The sequence below is a fragment of the Roseateles asaccharophilus genome (assembly GCF_004362405.1).
GTDB classification, from domain to species: domain Bacteria; phylum Pseudomonadota; class Gammaproteobacteria; order Burkholderiales; family Burkholderiaceae_C; genus Kinneretia; species Kinneretia asaccharophila.
Genome location: NZ_SNXE01000004.1, coordinates 170,725 through 195,761 on the forward strand (window position 1 = coordinate 170,725; position 25,037 = coordinate 195,761).

Here is a 25,037-nt window from a genome sequence, read left to right on the forward strand (position 1 = left end):
CCGTTCATTTGAGCATTCTAGAAACCCGCCACCTGGTCTGGCCCGAGGAGGCCGCCACCCAAGCCTTTGCCGCGCGCCTGGCCGCGCTGCCGGCCCTGCGCGACGCGACGATGGAACTGCATGGCGGCCTGGGCGCCGGCAAGACCAGCCTGGTGCGCCATCTGCTGCGCGCACTCGGTGTGGCAGGCCGCATCAAGAGCCCCAGCTATGCGGTGCTGGAGAGCTATGACCTGGCCGACTGGGGCGGCCAGGGCGAGGTCAGCCACTTCGACTTCTACCGCTTCAGCGACCCGCGCGAGTGGGAAGACGCGGGCTTTCGCGAGATCTTTGCCCGCCCCGGCCTCAAGCTCTGCGAATGGCCCGAAAAGGCCGCCGGCATGCTGCCCGAACCGGATCTGCGACTGCATCTGGACATCCGTGCCGAGGACGAGGCCCGCCTGGTGCGCCTGGAGGCCTGCACGCCCCGGGGTCAGGCCTTGCTGCAGGGGAGTCTTGACGCATGAGCGCCAATTCCCGCCGGCGCGCCCTGCGCCGCATGGGCAGCCTGGCCCTGCTGCTGCAAGCCCCCACCCTGGTCCGGGCGGCCAGCGCTGCCAGCATCGTGGCCGTGCGGGTCTGGCCCGCCGCCGACTACACCCGCGTCACCCTGGAGTCCGACCGCCCCCTGGCGGCCAAGCACTTTCTGGTGGACAGCCCGGATCGCCTGGTGATCGATATCGACGGTCTGGAGCTCAGCCCCGGCCTGCGCGAGCTGCTGGGCAAGATCAAGCCCGATGACCCCTTCATCGCCGCGGTTCGCGTGGGTCAGAACCAGCCCCGCGTGGTGCGCATCGTGCTGGACCTCAAGCAGGTGGTGGCGCCCCAGATCTTCACCCTGGAACCGGTGGCGGCCTACAAGCACCGCCTGGTCTTCGATCTCTACCCGCAGCAGGAGCGCGACCCGCTGCTGGCCCTGATCCGCGAGAAGGAACAGGCCGAGACCCAGGCCGCCCAGGCCGTGCAGGACGCCCTGGGCGAGCTGATCGGCCGCATTGACAGGCCGGCCTCCGTCGCCAGCCCGCAGCCGCAGCCGATTCGCCCCCCCGCGAGCGCCCCGGCGCTGAGCACACCCGCCCCCGCGCCGCCCCCCAGTCCGCCCAGCATCAACCAGAACCGGCTGGACCGGCTCATCGTCATTGCCCTGGATCCGGGCCACGGCGGCGAGGACCCGGGCGCCATCGGGCCGACAGGTCTGCGTGAGAAGGATGTGGTGCTCGCCATCTCCCGCAAGCTGCGTGACCGGCTCAACAGCAACCCCAATATCCGCGTGATGATGACGCGCGACGGCGACTTCTTCGTGCCCCTGCATGAGCGGGTGCGCAAGGCGCGCCGGGTGCAGGCGGATCTGTTCGTGTCCATCCATGCGGACGCCTTCATCACCCCCAAGGCCCGTGGCGCCTCGGTGTTTGCGCTGAGTCAGGGCGGCGCCAGCAGCACGGCCGCGCGCTGGATCGCCGACAAGGAGAACCGTGCGGATCTGGTGGGCGGCGTGAACACCGTGGCCGTCAAGGACGCGGAGGTGATGCGCGCCATGCTGGACATGAGCACCGCCGCCCAGATCAAGGACAGTCTCAAGCTGGGTTCCGAGGTGCTCAACCAGATCGGCAAGGTGGGTCGCCTGCACAAGCGCTCCGTGGAGCAGGCCGGATTCGCGGTGCTGAAGGCACCGGACATGCCCTCCATCCTGGTGGAGACGGCCTTCATCTCCAACCCCGAGGAGGAGGCCAAGCTGCGCGACCCGGACTATCAGGACGAGCTGGTCGAGGCTCTCGCCACGGGCATCGCACGCTACTTCGCCAAGAACCCGCCGCTGGCACGGCATCGCGCGCTCTGAGGCGACAGAAGCGCCTGAAGCGCCGTTGGGCGTATCAGGTGCTGCTGGCCGTGTCGGCGCTCTTGCGCCCTGCCCGCCAGCCGCCATAGATGGCGATCAGGCCGGGGATGATGATCATGGCCCAGATGATCTTGCTCAGATGGGTCTGCACAAAGGGCAGATTGCCGAAGGCATAGCCCGCCAGGCACAGGCCCACCACCCAGATCAGGGCGCCCACCACGTTGTAGAAGGTGAACTTGGTCCGGTTCATTTCCGCCACGCCGGCCACAAAGGGGGCGAAGGTGCGGATGAAGGGCATGAAGCGGGCGATGATGATGGTGATGCCGCCATGCTTCTCATAGAACTCATGGGCCGCATTGAAGGCACGCTTGTTGAAGAAGCGCGACTGCTCCCACTGAAAGACCTTGGGGCCGAAGTAGCGACCTATCGTGTAGTTCGTCTGGTCGCCCAGGATGGCGGCCACCAGCAGGATGGCAATGGCCAGGGGCAGGCTCATCAGACCCAGGCCGCACAGCGCGCCCACCACGAAGAGCAGGGAATCACCCGGCAGAAAGGGCATGACCACCAGGCCCGTCTCCACGAACACGATCAGGAACAGCAGGGCATAGACCCAGGCCCCGTAGGCCTGCACGAACTCGGCCAGATGGCGGTCCACATGCAGGATGAAGTCGATCAGAAAGGCGGCGAATTCCATGGCCGCGCATTATGGGGGCAGCACCGGGGCGGACTTCTTACAATCCGGTGATGATTGATGTGCCTGCCTCGCCGGCGCCGGCCCCGCGCCGGCCCATCCGCGAACTCCCTGACGAACTGATCAGCCAGATCGCCGCTGGCGAGGTGGTGGAGCGCCCGGCCTCCGTGGTGCGCGAGCTGGTGGACAACGCCCTGGACTCGGGCGCCCGCCAGATCAATATCAAGCTCATGGGCGGCGGCGTGCGCGCCATCGTGGTGGAGGACGACGGCTGCGGCATCCCGGCCGAGGAACTGCCCCTGGCGCTCAAGCGCCATGCCACCAGCAAAATCCGCAATCTGGACGAGCTGGAGTCGGTGGCCACCATGGGTTTTCGCGGCGAAGCCCTGGCCGCCATCAGCTCGGTGGCCGAGATGGCCTTGTCTAGCCGCTGCGAGGGCGCCCAGCACGCCTTCCGCCTGGACGCCCGCAGCGGCGAGCTGGTGCCCGCCGCCCGCTCGCAAGGCACCAGCGTGGAGGTGCGCGAGCTCTTCTTCAACACCCCGGCCCGCCGCAAATTCCTCAAGAGCGAGGGCACCGAACTGGCCCACTGCCTGGAGGCCGTGCGCCGCCATGCCCTGGCCCGGCCCGATGTGGGCTTCACCATCTGGCACGAGGGCAAGCTGGTGGAACAGCTGCGCCCCACCCAGGTGGAGTCGCGCCTGGCCGATGTGCTGGGCGCCGAATTCCTGCGCGACAGCCGCCCCGTCTATGCCGAGGCCGGCCCGCTGCGCGTCTACGGCCGTGCCGGCCTGCCCGAGGCGGCGCGCGGCCGCGCGGACATGCAGTACGTCTATGTGAACGGCCGCTATGTGCGCGACAAGCTGATCGCCCATGGCGTGCGCTCGGCCTATGAGGACGTGCTGCACGGCCAGCGCCAGCCCAGCTATGTGCTCTTCATCGACATTGCCCCGGACCGGGTCGATGTGAATGTGCACCCGACCAAGATCGAGGTGCGCTTTCGCGATGGCCGCGAGCTGCACCAGCAGGCCCGCTATGCGGTGCAGGACGCGCTGGCCGTCTCGCGCAGCGCCGAGGCGGCCGCCTCGCCCGAGCCCACGGCGCCATCGGCGCCCTACCCTGCGAGCTACCAGGCCAGCTACCCCGGCGTGCGCGAGTCCAGCAGCCCGCCGCTCTATGCCGGCACACCCAGCTGGCGCAGCAATACCCAGACCTCGCTGGGCCTGGCCGAGGTGGCCACGCTCTACGGCAGCCCCGGGGCTCCGGGCCTGTCCGCCTTCTCGGCGCCCGCGCCGGCACGCCCGGGCTCAGGCGCTTTCGCCGCGGCCCAGCCGGCTGCCAATGCGCCGCGCCTGGATGTGGGCCTGAGCGCCGCGCCGGCAGTGCCCCTGCCCGAGGGCGACTGGCCCCTGGGTCGGGCCCTGGCCCAGATCCAGGGCGTCTACATCCTGGCCGAGAATGCCCAGGGCCTGGTGGTGGTGGACATGCATGCGGCCCATGAGCGCGTGGTCTACGAGCGGCTCAAGGCCAGCCTGGGCGCGGCAGCCATCGAGTCCCAGCCCCTGCTGATCCCGGTCACCTTCGCGGCCACGCCCCAGGAGATCGCCACCGCCGAAGCCCAGGCCGAGGCCCTGTCGCGCCTGGGTCTGGACATCGCGCCGCTATCGGCCAAGGTGCTTGCGGTGCGCGCCCGTCCTGCGGCCCTGGCCGGCGGCGATGTGGTGGAGCTGGCGCGCAGCGTGCTGGCCGAGCTGGCCCAGTACGACGCCAGCCATGCCATCGAGCGCGCCCAGCACGAGATCCTGGCCACCATGGCCTGCCACGGCGCCGTGCGCGCCAACCGCCAGCTCACCCTGGATGAGATGAATGCCCTGCTGCGCGATATGGAGCGCACCGAGCGGGCCGACCAATGCAACCACGGCCGCCCCACCTGGCGCCAGCTCGGAATGCGCGAGCTGGATGCGCTCTTCCTGCGCGGCCGTTGACCAATTTTTTGACGAAAGCCACCATGGCCACCCTGAAACTGAAGAACAAGCCCGCGGCCAGCGGCGAGGCCAAGCCCGGCGGCGAACGCCGCAGCCCGCTGCGCGGCAAGGGCCTCTCGCGCCCGCGCCCCACGCTGGAGCAGGCCCAAGCCGAGCGCGCCGAACGCCAGGCCAGCTTCGAGCAGCGCCGCGCCGCCGAAGAGCAGCGTGATCGCCACGACGGGCCGGGTGGCAGCCGTCCGGCTCGCCCCGAGCGCTCCGGCGGCAAGAGCGGGTACGGCACTCATGGTGCTCAGCGCGGCCAGGGCGGCGGCCCCGCCGCCAAGTCCGCGCCGCGCCACAGCGCCGCCGGCGGCAGCTTCCGCCGCGAGGACATGGCCGGTGGGAGCGGCGCGCCCGCCCGCCCCCGCGCGCCCGCACCCGAGGCCGGCGCGCCGCCGCGGCGCGACCAGCGCCGTGCCACCGGCGTGCGTCCGCCGGAAAGCCAGGCCCGGCCCCGCCCGGCACCGCGCCCCCTTGCCGATGAGGGCGACGGCGCGGAGGGCGAACGCCTGTCCAAGCGCATGACGGCACTGGGCCTGGCCTCGCGTCGCGAGGCCGATGAATGGATCGCCGCCGGCTGGGTGCGCGTGGACGGCGAGCTGGCCGTGCTGGGCCAGCGCGTGGGCCCCGATGCCCGTATCGAGGTGGACCCCGCCGCCCGCCAGGAGCAGGCCAAGCAGGTCACCATCCTGCTGCACAAGCCCATCGGCTATGTCTCCGGCCAGGCCGAGGACGGCTATGAGCCCGCTTCCGTGCTGGTCAAGAGCGCCACACACTGGAAGGACGACCCCTCCGGCCTGAAGTACCACGCCGGTCATGCGCGCGGCCTGGCACCGGCCGGCCGCCTGGACATCGACTCCACCGGCCTCCTGGTGCTGACGCAGGACGGCCGCGTGGCCAAGCTGCTGATCGGCGAAGAGAGCAAGGTCGAGAAGGAGTACCTGGTGCGCGTCGAGTACCACGGCCAGGCCTCCCCCATGAAGGACTTCCCCGAGCAAGACCTGGCCCTGCTGAACCATGGCCTGGAGCTGGACGGTGTGCAGCTCAAGCCCGCCAAGGTCAGCTGGATCAATGAGGACCAGCTGCGCTTTGTGCTGCGCGAGGGCCGCAAGCGCCAGATCCGCCGCATGTGCGAGCTGGTGGGGCTCAAGGTCGTGGGCCTGAAGCGGGTGCGCATCGGCCGCATCAATCTGGGCCATCTGCCCGCTGGTCAATGGCGCTATCTCGCGCCCTGGGAGCGCTTCGACTGATGCCCGCTGCCGCCACGACGGGCCCGACCGGCCTGCCCGCCCGCCCGAGCCTGGGCTGGCAGGTGCTGGCCCTGGCCCTGCTGCTGGGCCTGCAGCCCATCGGTACCGATCTCTACCTGCCCGCCCTGCCGGCCCTGCGCGCCGAGCTGGGGGCCGCCATGTCGGCCACCCAGCTCACGCTCTCGGGCCTGATCCTGGCCTTCGGCCTGGGGCAGCTGCTGATGGGGCCGCTGTCGGATCGCCTGGGCCGCCGCCCCGTGCTGTTGGGCGGGCTCACGCTCTACGCCATGGCGGGCGCGGGCGGAGCCCTGGCCGCCGACATCGAGCTGCTGGTGCTGTGCCGGGTGATGCAAGGTCTGGGTCTGGCCGCCGCGGTGGTGGGGGCCCGCGCCATGCTGCGCGACTGGTTCGCCCCGCAGGAGGGCGCCCGCGTCATGGCCCGGGCCCTGGGGGGCCTGGGTCTGCTGGCCATGCTGAGCCCGCCGCTGGGCGGACTGCTGGCCGCCACCCTGGGCTGGCGCTGGACCTTGCTGGCCATTGCGCTGGCGGGCGTGACGGCGCTGGTGATGGTCACGCGACGCATCCCCGAGAGCCTGAGCCGCCGCGATCCCCAGGCCCTGCAGCCGCGCCGCCTGCTGGCCAACTGGGCCCAGGTGGCGGCGCATCCGGGCTTTCGCGCCTACACCCTGCTCACCACCCTGGCCTACGGCACGCTATACACCTTTCTGGCGGCCTCGGCCTTTGTCTTCATCGAGGTGCTGGGCCTGGGCCGCGGCAGCTACGGCCTGGTGGTGGGTGCGGGGGCCGGCATCTATGTGCTGGGCACCCTGATCTGCCGGCGCTGGCTGTCACGCCTGAGCCTGGCCGCCACCGCGCGGCGCGGCGCGCTCTTCACCGCCATCGGCGCCCTGGGCATGGGGCTGGCGGCCTGGGTGCTGCCGCCCTCGGCCCCGGCCCTGCTGCTGCCGCATGTCTTCATCATGCTGGGCCATGGGGTGCTGCAGCCCTGCAGCCAGGTGGGTGCGGTCGGCCCCTTTCCCCAGCTCGCCGGCACCGCCGCCGCACTCTCGGGCTTTGTCTCCGCCCTGGGCGCTTTTCTCGTGGGCGCCTGGCTCAGCCTGAGCCTGGACGGCACGGTGCGCCCCATGGCTGCCACCATGGCCGTGCTGGGCGCGGGCGCGGCCCTGTGCGCCTGGACCCTGGTGCAGACCCAGGCCCGTTCGGACACTCCCGCATGAACACGAACTTGACGCTGCGCCCCATCTGCCTGGCGGGCCCCACGGGCTGCGGCAAGACCGCCGCCGCCCTGGCCCTGGCCGAGTACCTGCCGCTGGAAATCATCAGCGTGGACTCGGCCCTGGTCTACCGCGGCATGGACATTGGCACGGCCAAGCCCACACCGGCCGAGCAGGCCATCGCCCCCCACCACCTGATCGACATCCTGGACCCGCTGGACAGCTACAGCGCCGCGGAGTTCGCGCGCGACGCGCAGCGCCTGGCCGCCGAGATCCTGGCCCGCGGCCGCCTGCCCCTGCTGGTGGGCGGCACCATGCTGTACTTCAAGGCCTTGTTCGAGGGCCTCTCGCCCCTGCCCCAGGCCGACGAAGCCCTGCGTGCCGAGCTGGACGCCGAGGCGGCCCGCATCGGCTGGCCCGCCATGCATGCGCGCCTGGCCGAGGTGGACCCTATCACCGCGGCCCGACTGGCGCCCGGCGATTCGCAGCGCGTCCAGCGCGCGCTGGAGGTCTGGCGCCTGAGCGGCCGACCGCTCTCGGCCCTGCATGCCGAGCAGGCCAAGAGCCCGGGCGTGGACTGGCCCCTGCTCTCGCTGGAGCCCACGGACCGTGCCTGGCTGCACCGACGCCTGGCCCAGCGCTTTCACCAGATGCTGGAGCAGGGCCTGGTGGCCGAGGTGGAGGGCCTGCGCGCGCGCGGCGACCTCAGGCCCGATCTGCCCTCCATGCGCTGCGTGGGCTACCGCCAGACCTGGGAATGCCTGGACGCCGGCGATCTGGCGCCCCTGGCCGAGCGCGGCATTGCCGCCACCCGCCAGCTGGCCAAGCGCCAGATCACCTGGCTGCGCAGCATGCCCCAGCGCCAAATCATCGACTGCCAGAGCCCCGAAGCCAGCCTGCATGTGCTGGCCGCGGTGCACAAGCTGCTGGCATGAGCGAGGCCGCCCGCGCCCAGCTGGTGCTGCAGGCCCGGGGCCTGGGCAAGCGCTACGGCGAGCTGCCGGTGTTCAGCGGCATCTCGCTGGACTTGCGGGCGGGCGAGCTGGTGGCTCTGCTGGGCGAGTCGGGCTGCGGCAAGTCCACCCTGCTGAACTGCCTGGCCGGCCTGGACAGCGTGGAAGCCGGCGAGGTGCGCCTGCTGGACCAGCCCCTGAGCGCCCTGCCCGAGCCGGCCCAGGCCGCGCTGCGCCGCCGCGCCCTGGGCTTTGTGTTCCAGGCCTTTCATGTGCTGCCCCAGCTCAGCGTGGCGGACAACGTGGCCCTGCCCCTACTGCTGCTGGGCCGGCCCGATGCGGCGCGGGTGCAGCAGCTGCTGGAGGCCGTGGGCCTGGCCGGCCTGGGCGAGCGCGCGCCGCGCCAGCTCTCGGGCGGGCAGCTGCAGCGCGTGGCCATTGCCCGTGCCCTGGTGCACCGGCCGGCCCTGGTGCTGGCCGATGAACCCACCGGCAATCTGGACCCGCGCCACGCGGCCCAGGTGCTGGAGCTGCTGCGCGCCCAGTGCCGGCAGGAGGGCGCCGCCTGCCTGCTCGTGACCCATTCCGAACGCGCCGCCGTCAGCGCCGACCGCTGCCTGCGCATGGACGCCGAGGGCCTGCAGCCATGGTCGCCCTCGCCCCACTGACGCGCTGGCTGCACGCCCTCTCCTGGCCCATGGCCCGGGCCCAGGCCGGGCGCCAGCTGCTGGCCCTGCTGGCCATTGCCCTGGGCGTGGCCCTGGCCTATGGCGTGCAGCTGCTCAATGACTCGGCCCTGGGCGAGTTCGAGGCCGCCCAACGCCAGATCACCGGCACGCCCGATCTGGTACTGGCGGCCGAGGGCGGCGGGCCGCTCTCCGACGAATGGCCCGCCCGCCTGGCCGCCCTGCCCGGGGTGCAGCAGAGCGCGCCGGTGCTGGAGGCCTCGCTGAGTTTGCTGCCCGGCCGCCAGGGCCTGCGCCTGCTGGGGCTGGACGCGCTGCAGAGCGCGCAGTTCCGCCCCGCCCTGCTGCCCCAGCCCTTTGTGGATCAGGCCGCCGACGCCGGCCCGCTGGCGGTGCTGGCGCCCGATGCCGTCTACCTGAACGAGGCCGCGCTGCGCCTGCTGCCCTCGCCGCGACCCAGCCATATCAGCCTGCGCTGGACCGCCCAGGGCCAGACCCGCAGCGCCAGCCTGCGCCTGGCCGGCCGGGTGGCGTCCACCGGTGCGCCCCTGGCCGTGATGGACATTGCCGGTGCCCAGGCCCTGCTGGGCCGTCTGGGCGAGCTGGACCGGGTGGAGCTGCGCCTGGCCGAGGGCGCCACGGCCCCGCCCCTGTCGGCCGGCCTCAAGGCCGTGCCGGCCGAGGCCGGGCGCGGCGAAGACCTGGCCGCGCTCAGCCGCGCCTACCGCGTGAACCTCAGCGTGCTGGCCTTGATGGCGCTGTTCACCGGCGCCTTTCTGGTGTTTGCCGTGCAGTCCCTGGCGGCCGCGCAGCGCCAGCCGCAGCTGGCACTGCTGGGCGTGCTGGGGCTTTCGGCGCGCGAACGCTTCGCCCTGGTGCTGGCCGAGGCCGCCCTGCTGGGCCTGCTGGGCAGTGCGCTGGGCCTGCTGGGCGGCGCGGGCCTGGCGGCCCTGGGCCTGCAGCTGCTGGACGGCGATCTGGGCAGCGGCCTGCTGGGCGGCGGCGGCCAGAGCCGTCTGCACATCGAGCCGCTGCCCCTGCTGATCTATGGCGGCCTGGGCCTGGCCGTGGCCATGCTGGGCGCCATCGGGCCGGCCTGGCAGGCCCGGCATATGGCGCCGGCCCAGGTGCTCAAGGGTCTGGGGGCCGAGCTGCTGCCCGCGCCGCCCGTCTGGCTGGGGCCGCTCCTGCTGCTGGCGGGGGCCGGCTTGGCCTGGCTGCCGGCCTGGGGCGGCCTGCCCCTGGCGGCCTATCTGGCCATGCTCTGCATGCTGCTGGGCGGTCTGCTGTGCGTGCCGCCCCTGGTGCGGGCCCTGGGCGCCCTGCTGCCGGGACAGCGCCATGCCGGCCTGCTGCTGCTGCGCCAGCGCGCCCGCGAGGGGGCGGGCGAGGCGGCCCAGCTGCTGGCCGGGGTGCTGGTGGCGCTGGCGCTTTCGGTGGCCATGCTGGTGATGATCTACAGCTTCCGCGCCTCGCTGACGCACTGGCTGCAGCAGATGTTGCCGGCCGATCTCTATGTGCGATCGACCCTGCGCGACGCCGGCGGGGCGCGCGCGCCGCTGAGCGAGAACTTCGTGACCGCGGTGGCCGAGGGCCGCGGCCTGCCGGCGCTGCGGGACTGGCAGGCCCAGCGCAGCCGCCGCCTGGCGCTGCCGGCCACGGTGCCCGGAGCCGCCGCCGTGAGCATCAGCCTGATGGCCCGCCCCATTCCCGACGAGAACCGCCTGCCCCTGGTGGGCACGCTGGGCCAGGTGCCGGCGCCCGGCCTGCAAGCGCTCTACATCAATGAAGCCCTGCGCGATCAGCTGGGTCTGCAGCCCGGCGCCCGACTCAGCCTGCCCGGTCTGGGCCCGCAGGGCCAGGCCCTGGACGGCTTTGTGCGTGGTGTCTGGCGCGACTACAGCCGCCAGAGCGGCGCGCTGATGATGCCGCTGGCGGATTACCGCCGCTTCAGCGGGGACATGGCGGTCAATGAGCTCTTTCTCTGGCTGCGGGAGGGTGCCAACAGCGAGCAGGTACAGAGCCGCTTGCGGGCCCTGGCCGGCGATGCCCAGGACATCGAGCTGGCGGCCAGCGGCGACTTGCTGGCCCTCTCGCTGCACATCTTCGACCGCAGCTTTGCGGTGAGCTACTGGCTGCAGGCCATTGCGCTGGGCCTGGGCCTGGTGGGCGTGGCGGCCACGCTCTCGGCCCAGGTGCTGGCGCGGCGGCGCGAGTTCGGCCTGCTGCGCCATCTGGGCTTCAGCCGCGCCCAGCTGCGCACCCTGCTGCTGGCCGAAACCGCGGTGCAGACCACGGCCGGCGCCCTGCTGGGCCTGGGCCTGGGCCTGGCCATCAGCGCGGTGCTGGTCTTTGTGGTGAACCCGCAGAGCTTTCACTGGAGCATGGACCTGGCCCTGCCCACGGCCCGCCTGGCCGCCCTGCTCGCCGCCACGCTGGCCGCCACGCTGGCCGCGGCCCTGCTCACCGCCTGGTTGGCCGGGAGGCGCAGCCTGGGCCAGGATCTGCTGCGCGCGGTGCGGGAGGACTGGTGATGCCGCCGTTCACGGGCCCGCGCCCGCGCCGCCAGCTGCTGCAGCAACTGGCGGCCCTGGGCCTGCTGGGCAGTCCCGCCCTGATGCTGATGCCGCGGCCGGCCCAGGCCCTGGAGCGCCGGCCCTTGAGCTTTCCGCGCGACCATGGGGCGCATCCCGAATCAGGCCTGGAGTGGTGGTACCTGACGGGCCTGCTGGCCGAGCAGGACTGGGGCGCGCCGCGCTGGGGCTTCCAGCTCACCTACTTCCGCGTGCGGCATGGGGACGCCGCCGTGCAGCAGCATCCCAGCCGACTGGCCCCGCGCCAGCTGCTGCTGGCCCATGTGGCACTCACCGATCTCGCGCGTGGCCAGCTGCAGCACGACCAGCGGGTGGCCCGCCTGGGCCTAGGCCACGCCCAGTACGCCGAGGCCGATACCGCGCTGCGCCTGCAGGACTGGTGGCTGCGCCGCGAGCCGGCGAGCACAGGCGCCGGCGGCTCGCGCTACCGCGCGGCCTTTGGCAGCCAGCGCTTTGCCCTGCAGCTGGACCTGAGCACGGCCCTGCCGCCCCTGCTGCAGGGCGAGGCCGGCTGGTCCCGTAAGGGCCCCGAGCCCCATCACGCCAGCCAGTACTACAGCCAGACCCAGCTTCAGGGCCAGGTCTTGCTGCGCGAGCCGGACGGCAAGACCCGGCCCTACCAAGCCCGCGCCTGGCTGGACCATGAGTGGAGCGATGCCCTGCTCGCGCCCGAGGCCCAGGGCTGGGACTGGATGGGCCTCAATCTGCAGGACGGCCGCGCGCTCACGGCCTTTCGACTGCGCCGCGCCGACGGCAGCGAACTCTGGAGCGGCGGCAGCCTGCGCGAGGCCGCAGGCGCCAGTCGCAGCTTTGCCCCGGGCGAGCTGCGCCTGACGCCCCTGCGCGAATGGCGCAGCCCCGCCAGCGGCGCCCGCTATCCCGTGGCCTGGAGCCTGCAAGGCCCGGGTTTCGAGGGCTGGCGGCTGCAAGCCCTGGTCGACGCCCAGGAAGTGGATGCCCGTGCGAGCACCGGCATGCTGTACTGGGAAGGGGCCTCGGCGCTGCTCGACAGCCAGGGGCGCACGCTGGGGCGAGGCTATCTGGAGCTGACCGGCTACAGCGAGCGCATGCGCCTAGCCAGCTAGAGCGGGCCCTCGCGGCGGCCACGGTGCCCATTCGCAAGCCCTGGTTGCCGGCCCCGGGCAAGCCCTGACCCTGAGTACACTGAGGCCATGCCACAGCCCCCGACGCATACGCAGCGGCCCGGGCTCCGCAACGGGCCCGCGCGCTCCTTGTCGGGCCTGCTGCCCTTTCTGAAGCCCTATCGCAGCCGCATTGCGCTGGCTCTGCTGTTTCTGCTGCTGGCGGCGCTCAGCACCCTGCTGTTTCCGCTGGCACTCAAGGCCTTGATCGATCAGGGCCTGGTGGCCAGCGATCCGGGCGAGCGGGTGATGGCCCTGAGGGAGCACTTTCTGGCCCTGTTCGGCGTGGGCGTGGCCCTGGCCATGTTCTCGGCGGCACGCTTCTATGTGGTGAGCTGGCTGGGCGAGCGCGTGACTGCCGATCTGCGCCGCGCCGTCTATGCCCATGTGTTGCGGCAAAGCCCCGAGTTCTTCGAGCGCACCCAGACCGGCGAGGTGCTCAGCCGCATCACCACCGACACCACCGTGGTGCAGACCGTGGTGGGCTCCAGCCTCTCCATGGGCCTGCGCAACAGCGTGATGGGGCTGGGCGCGCTCATCATGCTGATTGCCACCAATGCCAGGGTGATGCTGCCGGTGCTGGGCATGCTGGTGCTGGTGGTGCTGCCCGCGCTGGCCTTCGGGCGGCGGGTGCGCAAGCTCAGCCGCGCCAGCCAGGACCGGGTGGCCGACACCAGCGCCATTGCGGCCGAGGTGCTGAATGCCGTGCCGGTGGTGCAGAGCTACACCCAGGAGCAGGCCGAAACCCGGCGCTTTTCCCAGGCCACCGAGAGCGCCTTCGACACGGCGCGCAAGCGCATCCGCGTGCGCTCGGGCCTGGTGGCCTTTGTCATCAGCAGCACCTTCGCCGCCCTGCTCTGGGGCCTGTATCAAGGCACCCAGGCCGTCATGGCCGGCCAGATCAGTGCCGGCCATCTGGGGCAGACGGTGGTCTATGTGATCCTGCTGGTCAGCAGCGTGGCCGTGCTGGCCGAGGTCTGGGGCGATGTGCTGCGTGCGGCCGGTGCCACCGAGCGGCTCATGGAGCTGCTGGCCACGCGCTCTGCGGTGGCCGAGCCCGCCGCGCCCCGGCCCCTGCCGCCCAGCGCGGGCGGGGCAGCCCTGCGCATCCGGGACCTGAGCTTCCACTACCCCTCCCGCCCCGATCAAGCGGCCCTGAGCCAGATCGATCTGGACATTCGCCCCGGCGAGACGGTGGCCCTGGTCGGCCCCAGCGGCGCTGGCAAGAGCACGGTGTTCCAGCTGCTGCTGCGCTTTTACGAGGCGCAGACCGGCAGCATCGAGCTCAACGGTCAGGACATCCGGCATCTTGCCCTGGCCGAGCTGCGCGGCGCCATGGCCCTGGTGCCGCAGGACAGCACCGTGTTCTCGGCCAATGCGATGGAAAACATCCGCTACGGCCGCCCCGAGGCCAGCGATGAGGAGGTCATCGCCGCCGCACGGGCCGCATTCGCGCACGAATTCATCAGCGCCCTGCCCCAGGGCTACCAGACCTTTCTGGGCGAGCGTGGCGTGCGCCTCTCGGGTGGACAGCGCCAACGCATCGCGATTGCGCGGGCCATGCTCAAGAATCCGCCCCTGCTGCTGCTGGATGAGGCCACCAGCGCGCTGGATGCCGAGAGCGAGCGCATGGTTCAGGCCGCGCTGGAACGCGCCATGCAGCACCGCACCACCCTGGTCATCGCCCACCGCCTGGCCACGGTGCAGCGCGCCGACCGCATCCTGGTGCTGGAGCAGGGCCGCATCGTCGAGTCCGGCAGCCATGCCGATCTGCTGGCCCGGGGCGGCCTGTACGCGCGACTGGCCGCGCTGCAGTTCGAGTCCGCTTGAGCGCCGCGCCGCGGCCCAAGCATGATCGTCAGCCCGGAATGAATAGGTTTTCTCGAAGTCAGAAGCCGATACACCCTGCTTGAACCGATGCTCGGCATGAGGGATCATCCGCGCCGTTCTGGTCCCGAACGGATTTTTCAGCCCTATGGAAAACATTGACAGCGCCGCCCTGATGGGTTTTGTCTTCTGCGTCACGCTGGCCTGGGTCGCCTGGCAGGCAAAGCGCCTGGGCAATGACCGCAGCGATGTCCGCCTGCTGGGCGCCACGGCCGCAGTCAGCGGCCTGGGCGCGGGCCTGGCCGCCCTGCTCTGACACCTCGCGCCTCTGGCGCTCCCCACTGTGCTCGCAACCCTGGCCCCGGCCTTGCCAGCCCGGGGCTGGCTTGCGGCGTTTTTGCCATTCACGATTCATGAAAGCCATAGCAAGAGGCCGCCACGCCCTCATGGGCGGGCTGGTGGCCCTGTTCCTCGGCATCAGTACCGGCGTCGCATCGGCCGGCACGCCGGATGTACGGCGGCTGCCCAGTTCCTTCGCGCAGTGTTCGAAGTTCTTCGCCGGTCAGCGTCCTCCGGCGGTGGCACCGCGCCCCCGTTTGCGCGAACTCTGCTACGACGGCTTTGCGGTCCTGCACAGCGGTGACACGCGCACGCCGGTCTTCGTCGCGCAAAGCCTGAACCGCAACAATGTGGGCGGCATCCGGCGGCAGAAGTCGGACCGCTTCTACACCGACGCCCGCTTGCCGCGCAGCGAGCGCGCCGAACTGGAGGACTACAAGCGTTCGGGCTTTTCGCGTGGCCATATGGCGCCCTCGGGCGATATGAGCACCGAGGAGGCCATGGCCCAGTCCTACTCCCTGGCCAATATGGTGCCGCAGGCCATACGCCACAACTCGGGCGCCTGGGCCCGCATCGAGGAAGACACCCGCCGCTATGTGCAGCGCGCCCAGGGTGAGGTCTTCGTGATCACGGGGGCGGTGTTTGCGCCGGACACGCCGCGCATCGGCGACAACGGCGTGGGCGTCCCCAGCCACCTGTTCAAGCTGGTCTATGACAGCCACACCCGTCGGGCCTGGGCCCACTGGCAGGCCAATGACGACGACGAGCGGGCCTCGGCGCCCATCAGCTATCGCGAGCTGGTACGTCGCACCGGCACCGAATGGCTGCCCGCTCAAGATGTCAAGACCTGACCCGCAAGGCCACGATCCCAGCTGCGGTACGCGGCGGGCTTGCGGGCGGAATTGGTGACAATGCCCGGCATGAACGTCGCCATCGCCACGCCCGTCCATATCGCTATCGTTGATGATGAAGCCGATATCCGTCAGCTGCTGGGCGCCTACCTGGTCCCGCAGGGCTTTCGGGTCACGCCCCTGGCCACCGGGCGCGAGCTGCTGGCCCTGATGCACCGCGACGCGCCGCAGCTGGTGCTGCTGGATCTGGGCCTGCCCGGTGAGGATGGCTTTGCGATTGCGCGACAGCTGCGCGAGCACTGGCACTGCGGTCTGCTCATCGTCACCGGCCGCGGCGACCCGATTGACAAGGTCGTGGGCCTGGAAGTCGGGGCGGACGACTATGTCACCAAGCCCTTCGATCTGCGCGAGCTGCTCGCCCGCATCAAGGCCGTGTTGCGCCGCCTCCAGCCGGCGCAGGCCGGCGCCAGCAGCAAGGCCCAGCCCGAGACGACGCTCCCCCAGGAGCGCTACCGCTTCATGGACTGGCAGCTCGATGCCGGCGCCCGGCGGCTGGAGCATGAGCGTGCCGGTCCGGTGGAGCTGACGGGCGGCGAATTCGACCTGCTGACCGTGTTTCTGCGGCATGCCGGGCGGGTGCTCTCACGCGAATTCCTGCTGGAGCAGACGCGCGGCCGCGAAGCCGGCCCCTATGACCGCACCATTGATGTCCAGGTCGGGCGCCTGCGCCGCAAGCTGCAGGCTTGCATGCCCGAGCAGGCGGCCGAACTCATACGCGCGGTGCGAGGTGCCGGCTACCAGCTGGTGGCCCTGGTGGAACGTCAATGAGCGGCAGCGTCCCTGCGCCGTCGCAAGCAGAGATGGCGGCGCCCAACCTTTTCAGCTCGCTCTTCAGTGCCTACCCGGACGCCCTGCTCCTGGTGGACTTCGCCGGGCTGATCGTGCAGGCCAACCCGGCGGCCGAACGCTTGCTGGGCTACGAGCCCGGCGCCTTGCTCGGTGAAGCGGTGGATGCACTGGTGCCCGACAGCATACGGCCACGCCACGCCGCCTACCGCGACGACTATGCGCGCAATCCGCGTCCGCGGCCCATGGGCACGCAGATGGAGCTGGTGGCCCGGCGGCGCGACGGCTCCGAGGTCATGGTGGAGATCGCCCTGAGCCCCTTGCAGGACCGGGGACTGCCCTTTGTGGTCGCGGCCATCCGCGACATCAGCGCCTATCCGCGCATGCGTCAAGCCTTGCAGCGCGCACGCTACGCGGAACAGGTGGCGCAGCTGGGCCGCCTGGCCGTGGACAGCCGCGACCCGGCAGCCCTTTTCCGCCAGGCGTCGCGCGCCGCCGCGCAGGCCCTGGAGGTTGAGCAGGCACGGCTCTATCTGCTCGAAGCCGATGGTCGCAGCCTGCGCGTGGCGGGCGCAGCCGGCATGCTGGACCATGAGCATGCCGAGACCGAGGGGCAGGTCTTGCCCTGCCTGCCCGGTTCACCGCTTGCCTATCTGATGGCCCAGCAAAGGCCGACCGTGGTGCCAGACTACGCCAGCGAGCAGCGCTTCGAGGTGCCGCAGGCCTATCTGCGCGCCGGTCTGGTCAGCGCGCTGGGCACGCCCTTGCTGGATCAGGGGCGCTGCATTGGTGCGCTGGTCGTGCGCTCGCGCCAGCCCCAGCGCTTTGGCGACGATGAGCTGCGCTTTCTGGAGTCCATCGGCAATCTGCTCTCCACCATCCTGCAGCGCGCCCAGGGCGAGGAGGCGCTGCGACACGCCCAGCGCCTGGAGACTGTGGGCCAGCTGACCGGCGGCATTGCCCACGATTTCAACAATCTGCTCACCGTGATCCAGGGCAATCTTCAGGTCCTGGAAGAACTGCCCGCCGTGGCGGGTGATGCCGCAGCCCCGCCCATGGTGGCAGCCGCCATGCGCGCCACGCGCCGGGGCGCCGAACTCACGGGCAAGCTGCTGGCCTTCTCACGGCGCCAGCTGCTCCAGCCCAGCCGGGTCGAGATTGCGGGGCTGCTGGCGTCCCTGGCCGGCATGCTCAGGCGCACCCTGGACCAGCGCATACACATCGAGGACGACGTTGCCCCCGACTGCCCGGCCCTGCTGGCCGATGCGGGCCAGCTGGAGTCGGCCCTGCTCAATATCGCGATCAATGCCCGCGACGCCATGCCGGAGGGCGGACGCCTGCGCTTTCGCGCCTGGCGCTATGACCGCCTGCCCCCGGACCTGCTGACGGAGCTCCCCCCCAGCGCCCTGCCCCTGCTGGCGATTGCGGTGAGCGACAGCGGCGCCGGCATGCCCGAGGCGGTGCGCAGACGCGCTTTCGAGCCCTTTTTCACCACCAAGGAGGCCGGCCGCGGCACGGGACTGGGGCTGTCTACCGTCTACGGCTTCGTCAAGCAGTCGCAGGGGGCCATCCGCCTGGACAGCAGTCCCGGTCAGGGCACCACGGTCACCCTCTACTTTCCGGCCGCGCCCCAAGGCGCCCACAGGGGTCAGGAGCAGGGGGAAGCGGGCGTACACGCGCCACCACCGGGCCTGCGCGTTCTGCTGGTGGAGGACGAGGCCGAGGTGCGTGCGGTGCTGCTCAACTTCCTGCAGGCCTGGGGCTGCGAGATCAGGGTCTGCAGCCACGCCGAGGCCGCCCTGGCTGCCCTGGCGGAGCCTGGGGCGGACTTCGATCTCTTGCTGACCGATGTGATGCTGAGCAGTGGCCTGCGGGGCACCGAACTGGCCGCGAAGGTGCGGCACCAGCATCCCGCGGTGGCCGTGCTGCTGATGTCGGGCTATGCCGCCGATCTGCTGACGGCCGAGCTGCCGGTGCTGCGTGAGCTGCCGCTGCTGCGCAAGCCCTTCAGCCGCGAGCAGCTGGCCAGCGCCATGGCCCAGGCCCTAGAGGCCTGAGGCGGAATCACCCTCACTGCAGGGTGCGGCCGGCGGCCGAGCCGCCCTGCACAAAGGCCGCCAGGGCGCCGAGCTCCGGAATCTCGATATCGCGCCGCCCCTTCTCGGCAAAGCGGATCAGATGCCGGGCCGACAGCCGCGACAGCGCCCGGCTCACGGACTCGATGGTCATGCCCAGATAGTTGCCAATCTCGGCCCGGCTCATGCGCAGGCTGATCTGGTCCGCCCGCAGTCCGCGCCGGGCCAGCGAGTCGGCCCAGTAGTGTAGAAAGTCCGCCACGCGGGCATCGGCCGACAGTGTGCACAGGGACAGCAGGGCATCGCGGTCGCGGACGATCTCCCGGCTCATGGCTTCGTGCACCAGGGCCAGCAGGCGAGGCTGCGTCAGACTGGCCTGCAACAAGGCCTCGTAGCTGAAGCTCCAGATCTCACCCGTATCCATGGCCACCGCGTCGCAGCCGTGACGCCCCTGGGCAATGCCATCGAAGCCCAGCCAGTCACCCCGAAACTGCAGGGCCACCACCTGTTCCCGACCATCGCTGGCACTGTTGATCAGCTTGAAGAATCCGGCGTTGACCAGATGCAGGCGTTGGAATCCCTCGCCCGCCTGGTAGATCAGATCTCCGGCATGGACCACCCGCCGCTGCAGCGGAACATGGGAAGCAACCAGTTCCAGCATGCTGCCAATGCGCTGAGCCTCGTTGGCGGGCGACCCGACGGCGCGGTCGTGAGCGGCGACCTTGGCTGAGCTGGGAATAGACGCGCTGCGGGTTTGCATGAGGGCTCCTACCTGAGTCTGGCTGTTGTGCAAGCCAGTGTCCCGGGCTTGCGCAATCGGCTGAGGAACCGGTCATGACCAAGTGAAATCGACCATGTCATTTTGTAAATGGATGGTGAACGGCGCGCACTGCGCATCGGGCGCTTGACCTGCCGCAAAGGCCGGATCGCAAAGCGCTCTAGGCTCGCCCTCCGAGCATGTATTCCGCCGCCCTTCCCCTCCCCGAAAGCAGCACCGAGCTTCTGTCGCCAAGCCGGTGTCAGGCCTTGCTGCAGCTTGCCCAGAGCCTGGACCGGGGCGCGGTGTTCTCGCGCCTTCAGGGGCGCAATATCGCCCTGCTCTGCCTGCAGCCGGATGAGGCTGCGCTCGCGAGCCTGGAGGAGGCGGCATCCAGCCTGGGCGCACGTCTGGCCCGCCTGGATGCACAGAGCTGGCTGGAAGACAGCGCGGACAGTCCGGCGCTGCTGCGCATGCTGGAGCGCCTGTATGACGCTGTGGACTGCGAAGGGCTGCCGGCCGAGCGCGCCCAGGCCTTGCAGCGCCAATGTGCCCTGCCCGTCCTGGTCAATCTGTCCCAGACCCAGCTGGCCGTGAAGGCGCTGGCGCCCCAGCTGCGCGCGCTGCGTTCGCCCGAGGCCCACCCCGCCAGCCTGGCCGAGGAGGAAGTGCTGCTGGTGCAGGCCCTCCTGGTCAGCAGCCTGGGCGCCTGAGTGTGACGGCGCAGCGCTGTCGTCGGCCGGTCTGGCAGATGACAAATTCGTCAACTCACACCGCGAGCGCCACCCCCACAATGCGGGCATGAAGCTCTTGTTGATCGAGGATGAACCCAAGCTGGCCGAGTATCTGCGCAAGGGCTTGAGCGAGGAAGGCTTCAGCGTGGAGCTAGCGCTCAACGGCATCGATGGCCTGCACCTGGCCACCCAGGGTCAGCATGATCTGATCGTGCTGGACGGCATGCTGCCGGGCATTGACGGCCTGGCCGTGCTGGCCGCGCTGCGCCAGAGCCGCAACACCCCGGTGCTGATGCTCACCGCCCGCACCCAGGTGGAAGACCGGGTGCGTGGCCTGCAGGCCGGGGCCGACGACTATGTGCTCAAGCCCTTCGCCTTCTCTGAGCTGCTGGCCCGCATCCAGGGCTTGCTGCGGCGGGCCCAGGGCGCGCGCAGCAGCGGCGAAGTCACACAGCTGCGCCTGGGTGAGCTGGAGATGGACCTGATCCGACGACGCGCCCAGCGTGCCGGGCAGCGCCTGGACCTCACCGCCAAGGAATTCAATCTGCTGAGCCTGCTGCTGCGGCGTCAGGGCGAGGTGCTGTCCCGCACCGAACTGGCCGAGCAGGTCTGGGACATGAATTTCGACAGCGAGACCAATGTGGTGGAGGTGGCCATACGGCGCCTGCGCAGCAAGCTGGACCAGCCCTTTGAGCGGCCCCTGCTGCACACGGTTCGCGGCATGGGCTATGTGCTGGAGGACCGCGGGGCATGAGCCAGCCGCAGGCCGTCCGCTCACGCGGCGCGGATCTGGGCTTGCGCCTGTCGCGCTGGCTGGCGCTGCTGAGCATCCTCGGCCTGGGCCTGCTGTGCAGCGGCATCTACCTGGCCCTGGCCCTGACCCTGAACCAGCGCCAGACCCAGACCCTGGACCAGAAGCAGCAGGCGGTTCAGCAGCTGCTCGCCGAGCGCCGACCGGCCCCCCAACGCGACGAGCAGCTGCGCGACCTGCTGGCCGGTCATAACGAGTTGAGCCTCAGCCTGCACGACAAGCAGGGCCTGCCGCAGTTTTCATCCAAACCGGCCACGCAGGCGCAGCCGGGCAAGACCCGGCACTTCCAGGCCGCATCACCCGCAGGTGAATCCGGCCCGCTGCAAGCCCGGCTGAGCCTGGACACCCGGGCCGATGCGGCCCTGCTCAGGCGCATGGCCCAGATCCTGGCACTGAGCGCCCTGGCGGGCGTGCTGCTGATCTCCGCCGGTGCCTTTGTCCTGGTGCGGCGTGGCCTGGCGCCGCTGCGCCTGCTGGGGGCCCAGATGCAGCAGCTGGGGGGCCATGCACTGGAGCGTCGCCTGGACGGGAGCGGACAGCCCCGCGAGCTGCAGCCCCTGGTGGCCCAGTTCAATGCCCTGCTGGACCGCCTGGCTGCCAGCTACCGGCAGATGGAGGCCTTCAACGCCGATGTGGCCCATGAGCTCAACACCCCGCTGGCCACCCTGATCAGCAGCTGCGAGCTGGCCCTGCGCAGGCGGCGCCAGGACCCGGAGCTGCAGGACTTGCTGGGCTCCAATCTGGAAGAGCTGCACCGCTTGGCCGGCATCGTGGCCGACATGCTCTTTCTCTCCCACGCCGACCGAGGGCGCGCCGCCAGGCGCGAACCGCTGGCCAGCGTGGCGGCCCTGGCTCGGGAGGTGCTGGACTTCCACGAGGCGGCCTTGCTGGAGGCGGGCCTGCAGGCCCAGGTCTGTGGCGACGCCAGCGCCGCCCTCGATCCCGGCTTGCTGCGTCGGGCCCTGTCCAATCTGCTGGGCAATGCCACGCGCTATGCCTATCGCGGCAGCATGCTGCAGCTGCTGATCCAGACCGAGCCAGGGGATCAGCTGCGGCTTGCGGTGCTCAACGAGGGCCCGGAGATCGCGGCCGTGCACCTGCCACGCCTCTTTGACCGCTTCTACCGCGCCGACCCCGCGCGCAGCCAGGCCGACCGCAATCATGGGCTGGGCCTGGCCATCGTGGCCGCCATCGCGCGCATGCATGGTGGTCAGCCCTATGCGCAATCGGCCCCGGGGCACAGCTGCATCGGACTGCTGCTGCCTCGCATGACACAAACGTCATCCGCGCGCCCGGCTTTCGACCCCTCGCCCTCCCTACAGTGAAGCCATGGTGCTCAGCACGAGCCCCATGTTCCGAGACAAGCAAGCACTGGAGGTCATATGTTCCGTACCCTGACTCTGAGCCTGGCCCTGCTGGGCGCAAGCGCACTGCCCGCCCTGGCCCATCCCCTGAGCCAGACCAACGAGGGGGCTCGCAGCCGCGCCGAAGTCCTGGCCGAGCTGGACGCCGCCCGCCGTGACGGCAGCCTGGCTCGCATGAACCGCGAAGGCGGCCACGCACCCGAGTACGAGCAGCGCGGCAGCCGCACGCGCGATGAGGTGCTGGCCGAGCTGGACGTGGCGCGCCGCAGCGGCGATATGGCCCGCCTCAATCGCGAGAGCGGCCTGCCCCTCGAGCCCTTGCCGCTCGGCCAGTCGCTCAGCCGCGCCGAGGTGCTGGCCGAGCTGGAACACGCCCGCACGGACGGCAGCATGCGCTGCAGCCTGGGCAATCGCGGCAGCTGCTGAGAACGCGCCGGTCGGCAGGCCTGACTTACACTCTGCAGTCATGAAGAGCACGATGTGGCGCCTGCTGCTGACCCTGCTGCTGGCAGTGACCCTGCCGCTGCAGGGCTATGCCGCGCATGCGCTGCAGCTCTGCGGCCTGGGCGGCGCCGATGTGCCGGCCCTTCAGTCCGCGCCTCACCACGGCGGCGCTCACGCACAGACCCACGCGGACCACCACGCCCTTGGCGCAGATCCGCAGGCCATGAGCGCTCATGCCACGGCCTCGGCCGACGTGGAGCATGGCGGCTGCCAGCCCGGTCCGGCCGCCCACTGCCATGCACAGGATGCCGGCGCGACCGGCGATCACGGCGCCTGCAGCGCCTGCGCGGCCTGCTGCCACGCCATGGCCCTGATCACCGAGCTTCCCCAGCTCCATCTGCCCACCCAGCATCCGCCGGGCGTGGCCACCGTGCCCACGGGCCATGAGGGTCCGCACCGCGGCGGGCTGGAGCGCCCGCCCCGCTCGCTGCAGCACTGAACGCCGGCATCAGCGCGTCTCTTTGCGTGCGCATTTGCGCGCCCATTTGCGCGCCCCGCCGGCGCCGGAACCGGAACCGGAACACCCCGCCCCGGCAAGCTTGAAGCCCTTGTGCGGCTCAGGCCTGCCCCGCGCGATCCGGCGCCCCAGTGTCTGTCAGCGAGATCAAACATGAACCCACTGCCCATGGTGCGGCGCCTGATGGCGCTTTGCCCCCTGTGCTGGCTGGCCCTGTCGCCTTCGGCGATCTGGGCCCAAGCCCCTCATCGCCCGGAAGTCGGCCGCGTCCAGGACGCCAACGCCACCGTTCCGCCCCTGCGCTACAGCTCCGTGCTGCAGCACTACCGCCCCTTGCCCGAGATCCAGGAGCCAGCATCCTGGGTGCAAAGCAATGAGCGCGTGGGCCGCATCGGCGGCTGGCGTGCCTATGCCCGCGAGATGCAGCCAGCCGATGCGCCTGCGGCGTCGCCGCCCCCCGCAAGCTCGACGCATGACGCGCACAAGGCCCGTCCGGCAGAGCCTGCCGGGGCTAAGCCTTCACACGGCCATCACCACCATGGCGTCGCCGCTCAGCATGGGGGGCACAAGCCATGAAGACGTCTTCCATGATGGTTTTCGGGCGTCGCGCAGCGACTCATCTGCGTGGCATGAGCGTGCTGGCCGCGGCCCTGCTGCTGGCGGGCTGTGCCAGCCTGGGGCCGGATGCCGGTCTGGACCCCGTGCGCCAGGTGGTGGGCGAGCGCCTGGGCACACAGCAAGCCCAGAGCCTGCAGGCCCGGCCCGCGGCCCAGCGAGCGCCCGAGCTGGAGGCCTTGCTGGCCGCGCCGATAACGGTCGACTCAGCGGTGCAGATCGCCCTGCTGAACCACCCGGGGCTTCAGGCCGATCTGCATGGCCTGGGTGTCAGCGAGGCCGAACTGGTGCAGGCCAGCCGCCTGCCCAACCCCGGTTTTTCCTGGGGCCGCAGCAGACAAGGGCATGAGCGCGAGATCGAGCGTGGCCTGGGGCTGGAGCTGGGCCATCTGCTGGCCCTGCCCCTGATCCGGCAGGCCCAGAGCCAGCGCCTGGCCGCCGCTCAGCTGGAGACCGCGCAGCGCGTGCTGAGCCATGTGGCCGAGACCCGCAAGGCTTTCTACACCGCGGTGGCCGCCCAACAGACCCTGGCCTATCAGCGCGATGTACAGACCGCCGCGGAGGCCGGCGCCGAGCTGGCCCGCCGCATGGCCCAGACCGGCAACTGGAGCGCGCTGCAGCAGGCACGTGAGCACGCCTTCTATGCCGAGGCCGCGCTCGGCACCGCCCGGGCCGAGCGGGCCTTGATGAGCGCCCGCGAACGCCTGAGCCGCCTGCTGGGCCTTTGGGGCGCGCAGACGGAGTACCGCCTGAGCGAGCGCCTGCCCGACCTGCCCGCAAACGCCCAGCCGCGCCCCGCGCTGGAGCAGGAGGCGCTGGGCCAGCGTCTGGACCTGCGCGCCAGCCTGGCCCAGACCGAGGCCCTGGCCCGCCAGCTGGGATTGCAGCGCGCCACGCGCTGGGTCAATGTGCTGGAGCTGGATTTGCTGCACGCCAACAGCAATGAGGCGCCGCGCAAGACCGGCTTCGAGTTCAGCCTGCAGCTGCCGCTCTTCGACTGGGGCGATGCCCGGGTGGCGCGTGCCGAGCGGCAATACATGCAGAACCTGCACCGCAGTGCACAGATCGCCGTGGAGGCACGCTCCGAGCTGCGCGAGGCCTACCAAAACTACCGCGCCGCCCACGATGTGGCACGCCACTACCGGGACGAGCTGGTGCCGCTGGCACGCCGGGTCAGCGAGCAGAACCTACTGCGCTACAACGGCATGTTCATCGGGGTCTTCGAGCTGCTGGCGGACACCCGGGCCCAGATCGGCACGGTCAACGCCTCCATCGAGGCCCTGCGCGACTTCTGGCTGGCGCAGGCGGACTATGAGCTGGCCCAGGTCGCCAAGCCCGCTTTAGGTGGCCCCTCCTCGCCCAAGGCCGCCGCGGCCGCTGCCGGCGCCGATCACTGACACCGAACG

General features: G+C 70.9%; 23 protein-coding genes. 21 read left to right on the forward strand and 2 right to left on the reverse strand.

Translation table 11 applies throughout. The annotated features are described in order from the left end of the window. The first annotated feature begins 8 nt into the window (after positions 1-8). Positions 9-503, forward strand: a complete 495-nt coding sequence (gene tsaE, locus DFR39_RS10950) for a tRNA (adenosine(37)-N6)-threonylcarbamoyltransferase complex ATPase subunit type 1 TsaE (RefSeq protein ID WP_246030790.1) — start codon at positions 9-11, stop codon at positions 501-503. Further along, positions 500-1,873, forward strand: a complete 1,374-nt coding sequence (locus tag DFR39_RS10955; protein WP_133603595.1) for an N-acetylmuramoyl-L-alanine amidase — start codon at positions 500-502, stop codon at positions 1,871-1,873. The genes tsaE and DFR39_RS10955 overlap by 4 nt, the downstream gene beginning before the upstream one ends. A gap of 34 nt (positions 1,874-1,907) precedes the next feature. Here the strand turns inward: DFR39_RS10955 and DFR39_RS10960 are convergent, their stop codons facing one another. Next, positions 1,908-2,567 (reverse strand): DedA family protein, encoded by a 660-nt coding sequence (locus DFR39_RS10960; protein WP_133603596.1) that lies wholly within the window; start codon positions 2,565-2,567, stop codon positions 1,908-1,910. 50 nt (positions 2,568-2,617) lie between these two features. Here DFR39_RS10960 and mutL point away from each other — a divergent pair, with 50 nt between their 5' ends. From mutL to DFR39_RS11015, 12 genes are all read left to right on the forward strand, one after another. After that, on the forward strand, positions 2,618-4,549 hold the full coding sequence (gene mutL / locus DFR39_RS10965; RefSeq protein ID WP_133603597.1) for a DNA mismatch repair endonuclease MutL: 1,932 nt from the start codon (positions 2,618-2,620) through the stop codon (positions 4,547-4,549). 23 nt (positions 4,550-4,572) lie between these two features. Further along, on the forward strand, positions 4,573-5,841 hold the full coding sequence (locus tag DFR39_RS10970; RefSeq protein ID WP_133603598.1) for a pseudouridine synthase: 1,269 nt from the start codon (positions 4,573-4,575) through the stop codon (positions 5,839-5,841). Next, on the forward strand, positions 5,841-7,079 hold the full coding sequence (locus DFR39_RS10975) for a multidrug effflux MFS transporter (RefSeq protein WP_133603599.1): 1,239 nt from the start codon (positions 5,841-5,843) through the stop codon (positions 7,077-7,079). Before DFR39_RS10970 ends, DFR39_RS10975 begins: the two co-directional genes overlap by 1 nt. Further along, positions 7,076-8,011, forward strand: a complete 936-nt coding sequence (gene miaA, locus DFR39_RS10980) for a tRNA (adenosine(37)-N6)-dimethylallyltransferase MiaA (protein WP_133603600.1) — start codon at positions 7,076-7,078, stop codon at positions 8,009-8,011. The genes DFR39_RS10975 and miaA overlap by 4 nt, the downstream gene beginning before the upstream one ends. Further along, positions 8,008-8,697: an ABC transporter ATP-binding protein gene (locus DFR39_RS10985; RefSeq protein ID WP_246030791.1), complete on the forward strand. Its 690-nt coding sequence runs from the start codon at positions 8,008-8,010 to the stop codon at positions 8,695-8,697. The genes miaA and DFR39_RS10985 overlap by 4 nt, the downstream gene beginning before the upstream one ends. Then, on the forward strand, positions 8,676-11,249 hold the full coding sequence (locus tag DFR39_RS10990; protein WP_133603601.1) for an ABC transporter permease: 2,574 nt from the start codon (positions 8,676-8,678) through the stop codon (positions 11,247-11,249). Before DFR39_RS10985 ends, DFR39_RS10990 begins: the two co-directional genes overlap by 22 nt. Then, entirely contained in the window at positions 11,249-12,394 is a 1,146-nt protein-coding gene (locus DFR39_RS10995; protein WP_133603602.1) for a lipocalin-like domain-containing protein, read from the forward strand. The genes DFR39_RS10990 and DFR39_RS10995 overlap by 1 nt, the downstream gene beginning before the upstream one ends. A gap of 87 nt (positions 12,395-12,481) precedes the next feature. Next, positions 12,482-14,281 carry an ABC transporter transmembrane domain-containing protein gene (locus DFR39_RS11000; protein ID WP_133603603.1) on the forward strand — a complete coding sequence of 600 codons (1,800 nt, stop codon included), beginning with the start codon at positions 12,482-12,484 and terminating at the stop codon, positions 14,279-14,281. Positions 14,282-14,426: 145 nt separating this feature from the next. Continuing rightward, positions 14,427-14,594 carry a hypothetical protein gene (locus DFR39_RS19850; protein ID WP_162849497.1) on the forward strand — a complete coding sequence of 56 codons (168 nt, stop codon included), beginning with the start codon at positions 14,427-14,429 and terminating at the stop codon, positions 14,592-14,594. A gap of 97 nt (positions 14,595-14,691) precedes the next feature. Continuing rightward, positions 14,692-15,468 (forward strand): DNA/RNA non-specific endonuclease, encoded by a 777-nt coding sequence (locus DFR39_RS11005; RefSeq protein ID WP_246030792.1) that lies wholly within the window; start codon positions 14,692-14,694, stop codon positions 15,466-15,468. A 69-nt stretch (positions 15,469-15,537) separates the two neighbouring features. Continuing rightward, positions 15,538-16,296 (forward strand): response regulator transcription factor, encoded by a 759-nt coding sequence (locus DFR39_RS11010; RefSeq protein WP_246030793.1) that lies wholly within the window; start codon positions 15,538-15,540, stop codon positions 16,294-16,296. After that, positions 16,293-18,371, forward strand: coding sequence for a PAS domain S-box protein (locus tag DFR39_RS11015; protein ID WP_133603605.1), 2,079 nt, complete (start codon positions 16,293-16,295; stop codon positions 18,369-18,371). Before DFR39_RS11010 ends, DFR39_RS11015 begins: the two co-directional genes overlap by 4 nt. Positions 18,372-18,384: 13 nt before the next feature. Here DFR39_RS11015 and DFR39_RS11020 read toward each other — a convergent pair whose 3' ends face one another. After that, the gene (locus DFR39_RS11020; protein WP_133603606.1) at positions 18,385-19,149 is read right to left on the reverse strand and encodes a Crp/Fnr family transcriptional regulator; all 765 of its coding nucleotides are present in this window, start codon (positions 19,147-19,149) and stop codon (positions 18,385-18,387) included. Positions 19,150-19,415: 266 nt separating this feature from the next. On the opposite strand from DFR39_RS11020, the gene DFR39_RS11025 reads away from it, so the two are divergent. The 7 genes from DFR39_RS11025 to DFR39_RS11055 all read left to right on the forward strand — a co-directional run bounded on the left by DFR39_RS11025 (position 19,416) and on the right by DFR39_RS11055 (position 25,028). Continuing rightward, positions 19,416-19,859, forward strand: coding sequence for a Rossmann-fold NAD(P)-binding domain-containing protein (locus tag DFR39_RS11025; protein WP_133603607.1), 444 nt, complete (start codon positions 19,416-19,418; stop codon positions 19,857-19,859). An 88-nt stretch (positions 19,860-19,947) separates the two neighbouring features. Then, entirely contained in the window at positions 19,948-20,634 is a 687-nt protein-coding gene (locus DFR39_RS11030) for a heavy metal response regulator transcription factor (protein ID WP_133603608.1), read from the forward strand. Continuing rightward, complete coding sequence (locus DFR39_RS11035; protein ID WP_133603609.1) at positions 20,631-22,016, forward strand: heavy metal sensor histidine kinase; 1,386 nt, start codon at positions 20,631-20,633, stop codon at positions 22,014-22,016. Before DFR39_RS11030 ends, DFR39_RS11035 begins: the two co-directional genes overlap by 4 nt. A 57-nt stretch (positions 22,017-22,073) precedes the next feature. After that, a complete protein-coding gene (locus tag DFR39_RS11040) occupies positions 22,074-22,481 on the forward strand; it encodes a DUF4148 domain-containing protein (RefSeq protein ID WP_133603610.1) in 408 nt (135 codons plus the stop codon). A gap of 40 nt (positions 22,482-22,521) precedes the next feature. Then, positions 22,522-22,998 (forward strand): hypothetical protein, encoded by a 477-nt coding sequence (locus tag DFR39_RS11045; protein WP_133603611.1) that lies wholly within the window; start codon positions 22,522-22,524, stop codon positions 22,996-22,998. A gap of 171 nt (positions 22,999-23,169) precedes the next feature. Then, positions 23,170-23,592: a hypothetical protein gene (locus DFR39_RS11050; protein WP_133603612.1), complete on the forward strand. Its 423-nt coding sequence runs from the start codon at positions 23,170-23,172 to the stop codon at positions 23,590-23,592. After that, entirely contained in the window at positions 23,589-25,028 is a 1,440-nt protein-coding gene (locus DFR39_RS11055) for a TolC family protein (RefSeq protein ID WP_246030794.1), read from the forward strand. The genes DFR39_RS11050 and DFR39_RS11055 overlap by 4 nt, the downstream gene beginning before the upstream one ends. The last annotated feature ends 9 nt before the right edge of the window (positions 25,029-25,037 follow it).

What these genes read in the sequence shown, in the direction of transcription:
- DFR39_RS10955 (WP_133603595.1), top strand. Translation starts at nt 500, where the DNA reads ATGAGCGCCAATTCCCGCCGGCGCGCCCTGCGCCGCATGGGCAGCCTG.
- DFR39_RS10960 (WP_133603596.1), bottom strand. Translation starts at nt 2,567, where the DNA reads ATGGAATTCGCCGCCTTTCTGATCGACTTCATCCTGCATGTGGACCGC.
- mutL (WP_133603597.1), top strand. Translation starts at nt 2,618, where the DNA reads ATGATTGATGTGCCTGCCTCGCCGGCGCCGGCCCCGCGCCGGCCCATC.
- DFR39_RS10970 (WP_133603598.1), top strand. Translation starts at nt 4,573, where the DNA reads ATGGCCACCCTGAAACTGAAGAACAAGCCCGCGGCCAGCGGCGAGGCC.
- DFR39_RS10975 (WP_133603599.1), top strand. Translation starts at nt 5,841, where the DNA reads ATGCCCGCTGCCGCCACGACGGGCCCGACCGGCCTGCCCGCCCGCCCG.
- miaA (WP_133603600.1), top strand. Translation starts at nt 7,076, where the DNA reads ATGAACACGAACTTGACGCTGCGCCCCATCTGCCTGGCGGGCCCCACG.
- DFR39_RS10985 (WP_246030791.1), top strand. Translation starts at nt 8,008, where the DNA reads ATGAGCGAGGCCGCCCGCGCCCAGCTGGTGCTGCAGGCCCGGGGCCTG.
- DFR39_RS10990 (WP_133603601.1), top strand. Translation starts at nt 8,676, where the DNA reads ATGGTCGCCCTCGCCCCACTGACGCGCTGGCTGCACGCCCTCTCCTGG.
- DFR39_RS10995 (WP_133603602.1), top strand. Translation starts at nt 11,249, where the DNA reads ATGCCGCCGTTCACGGGCCCGCGCCCGCGCCGCCAGCTGCTGCAGCAA.
- DFR39_RS11000 (WP_133603603.1), top strand. Translation starts at nt 12,482, where the DNA reads ATGCCACAGCCCCCGACGCATACGCAGCGGCCCGGGCTCCGCAACGGG.
- DFR39_RS19850 (WP_162849497.1), top strand. Translation starts at nt 14,427, where the DNA reads ATGGAAAACATTGACAGCGCCGCCCTGATGGGTTTTGTCTTCTGCGTC.
- DFR39_RS11005 (WP_246030792.1), top strand. Translation starts at nt 14,692, where the DNA reads ATGAAAGCCATAGCAAGAGGCCGCCACGCCCTCATGGGCGGGCTGGTG.
- DFR39_RS11010 (WP_246030793.1), top strand. Translation starts at nt 15,538, where the DNA reads ATGAACGTCGCCATCGCCACGCCCGTCCATATCGCTATCGTTGATGAT.
- DFR39_RS11015 (WP_133603605.1), top strand. Translation starts at nt 16,293, where the DNA reads ATGAGCGGCAGCGTCCCTGCGCCGTCGCAAGCAGAGATGGCGGCGCCC.
- DFR39_RS11020 (WP_133603606.1), bottom strand. Translation starts at nt 19,149, where the DNA reads ATGCAAACCCGCAGCGCGTCTATTCCCAGCTCAGCCAAGGTCGCCGCT.
- DFR39_RS11030 (WP_133603608.1), top strand. Translation starts at nt 19,948, where the DNA reads ATGAAGCTCTTGTTGATCGAGGATGAACCCAAGCTGGCCGAGTATCTG.
- DFR39_RS11035 (WP_133603609.1), top strand. Translation starts at nt 20,631, where the DNA reads ATGAGCCAGCCGCAGGCCGTCCGCTCACGCGGCGCGGATCTGGGCTTG.
- DFR39_RS11040 (WP_133603610.1), top strand. Translation starts at nt 22,074, where the DNA reads ATGTTCCGTACCCTGACTCTGAGCCTGGCCCTGCTGGGCGCAAGCGCA.
- DFR39_RS11045 (WP_133603611.1), top strand. Translation starts at nt 22,522, where the DNA reads ATGAAGAGCACGATGTGGCGCCTGCTGCTGACCCTGCTGCTGGCAGTG.
- DFR39_RS11050 (WP_133603612.1), top strand. Translation starts at nt 23,170, where the DNA reads ATGAACCCACTGCCCATGGTGCGGCGCCTGATGGCGCTTTGCCCCCTG.
- DFR39_RS11055 (WP_246030794.1), top strand. Translation starts at nt 23,589, where the DNA reads ATGAAGACGTCTTCCATGATGGTTTTCGGGCGTCGCGCAGCGACTCAT.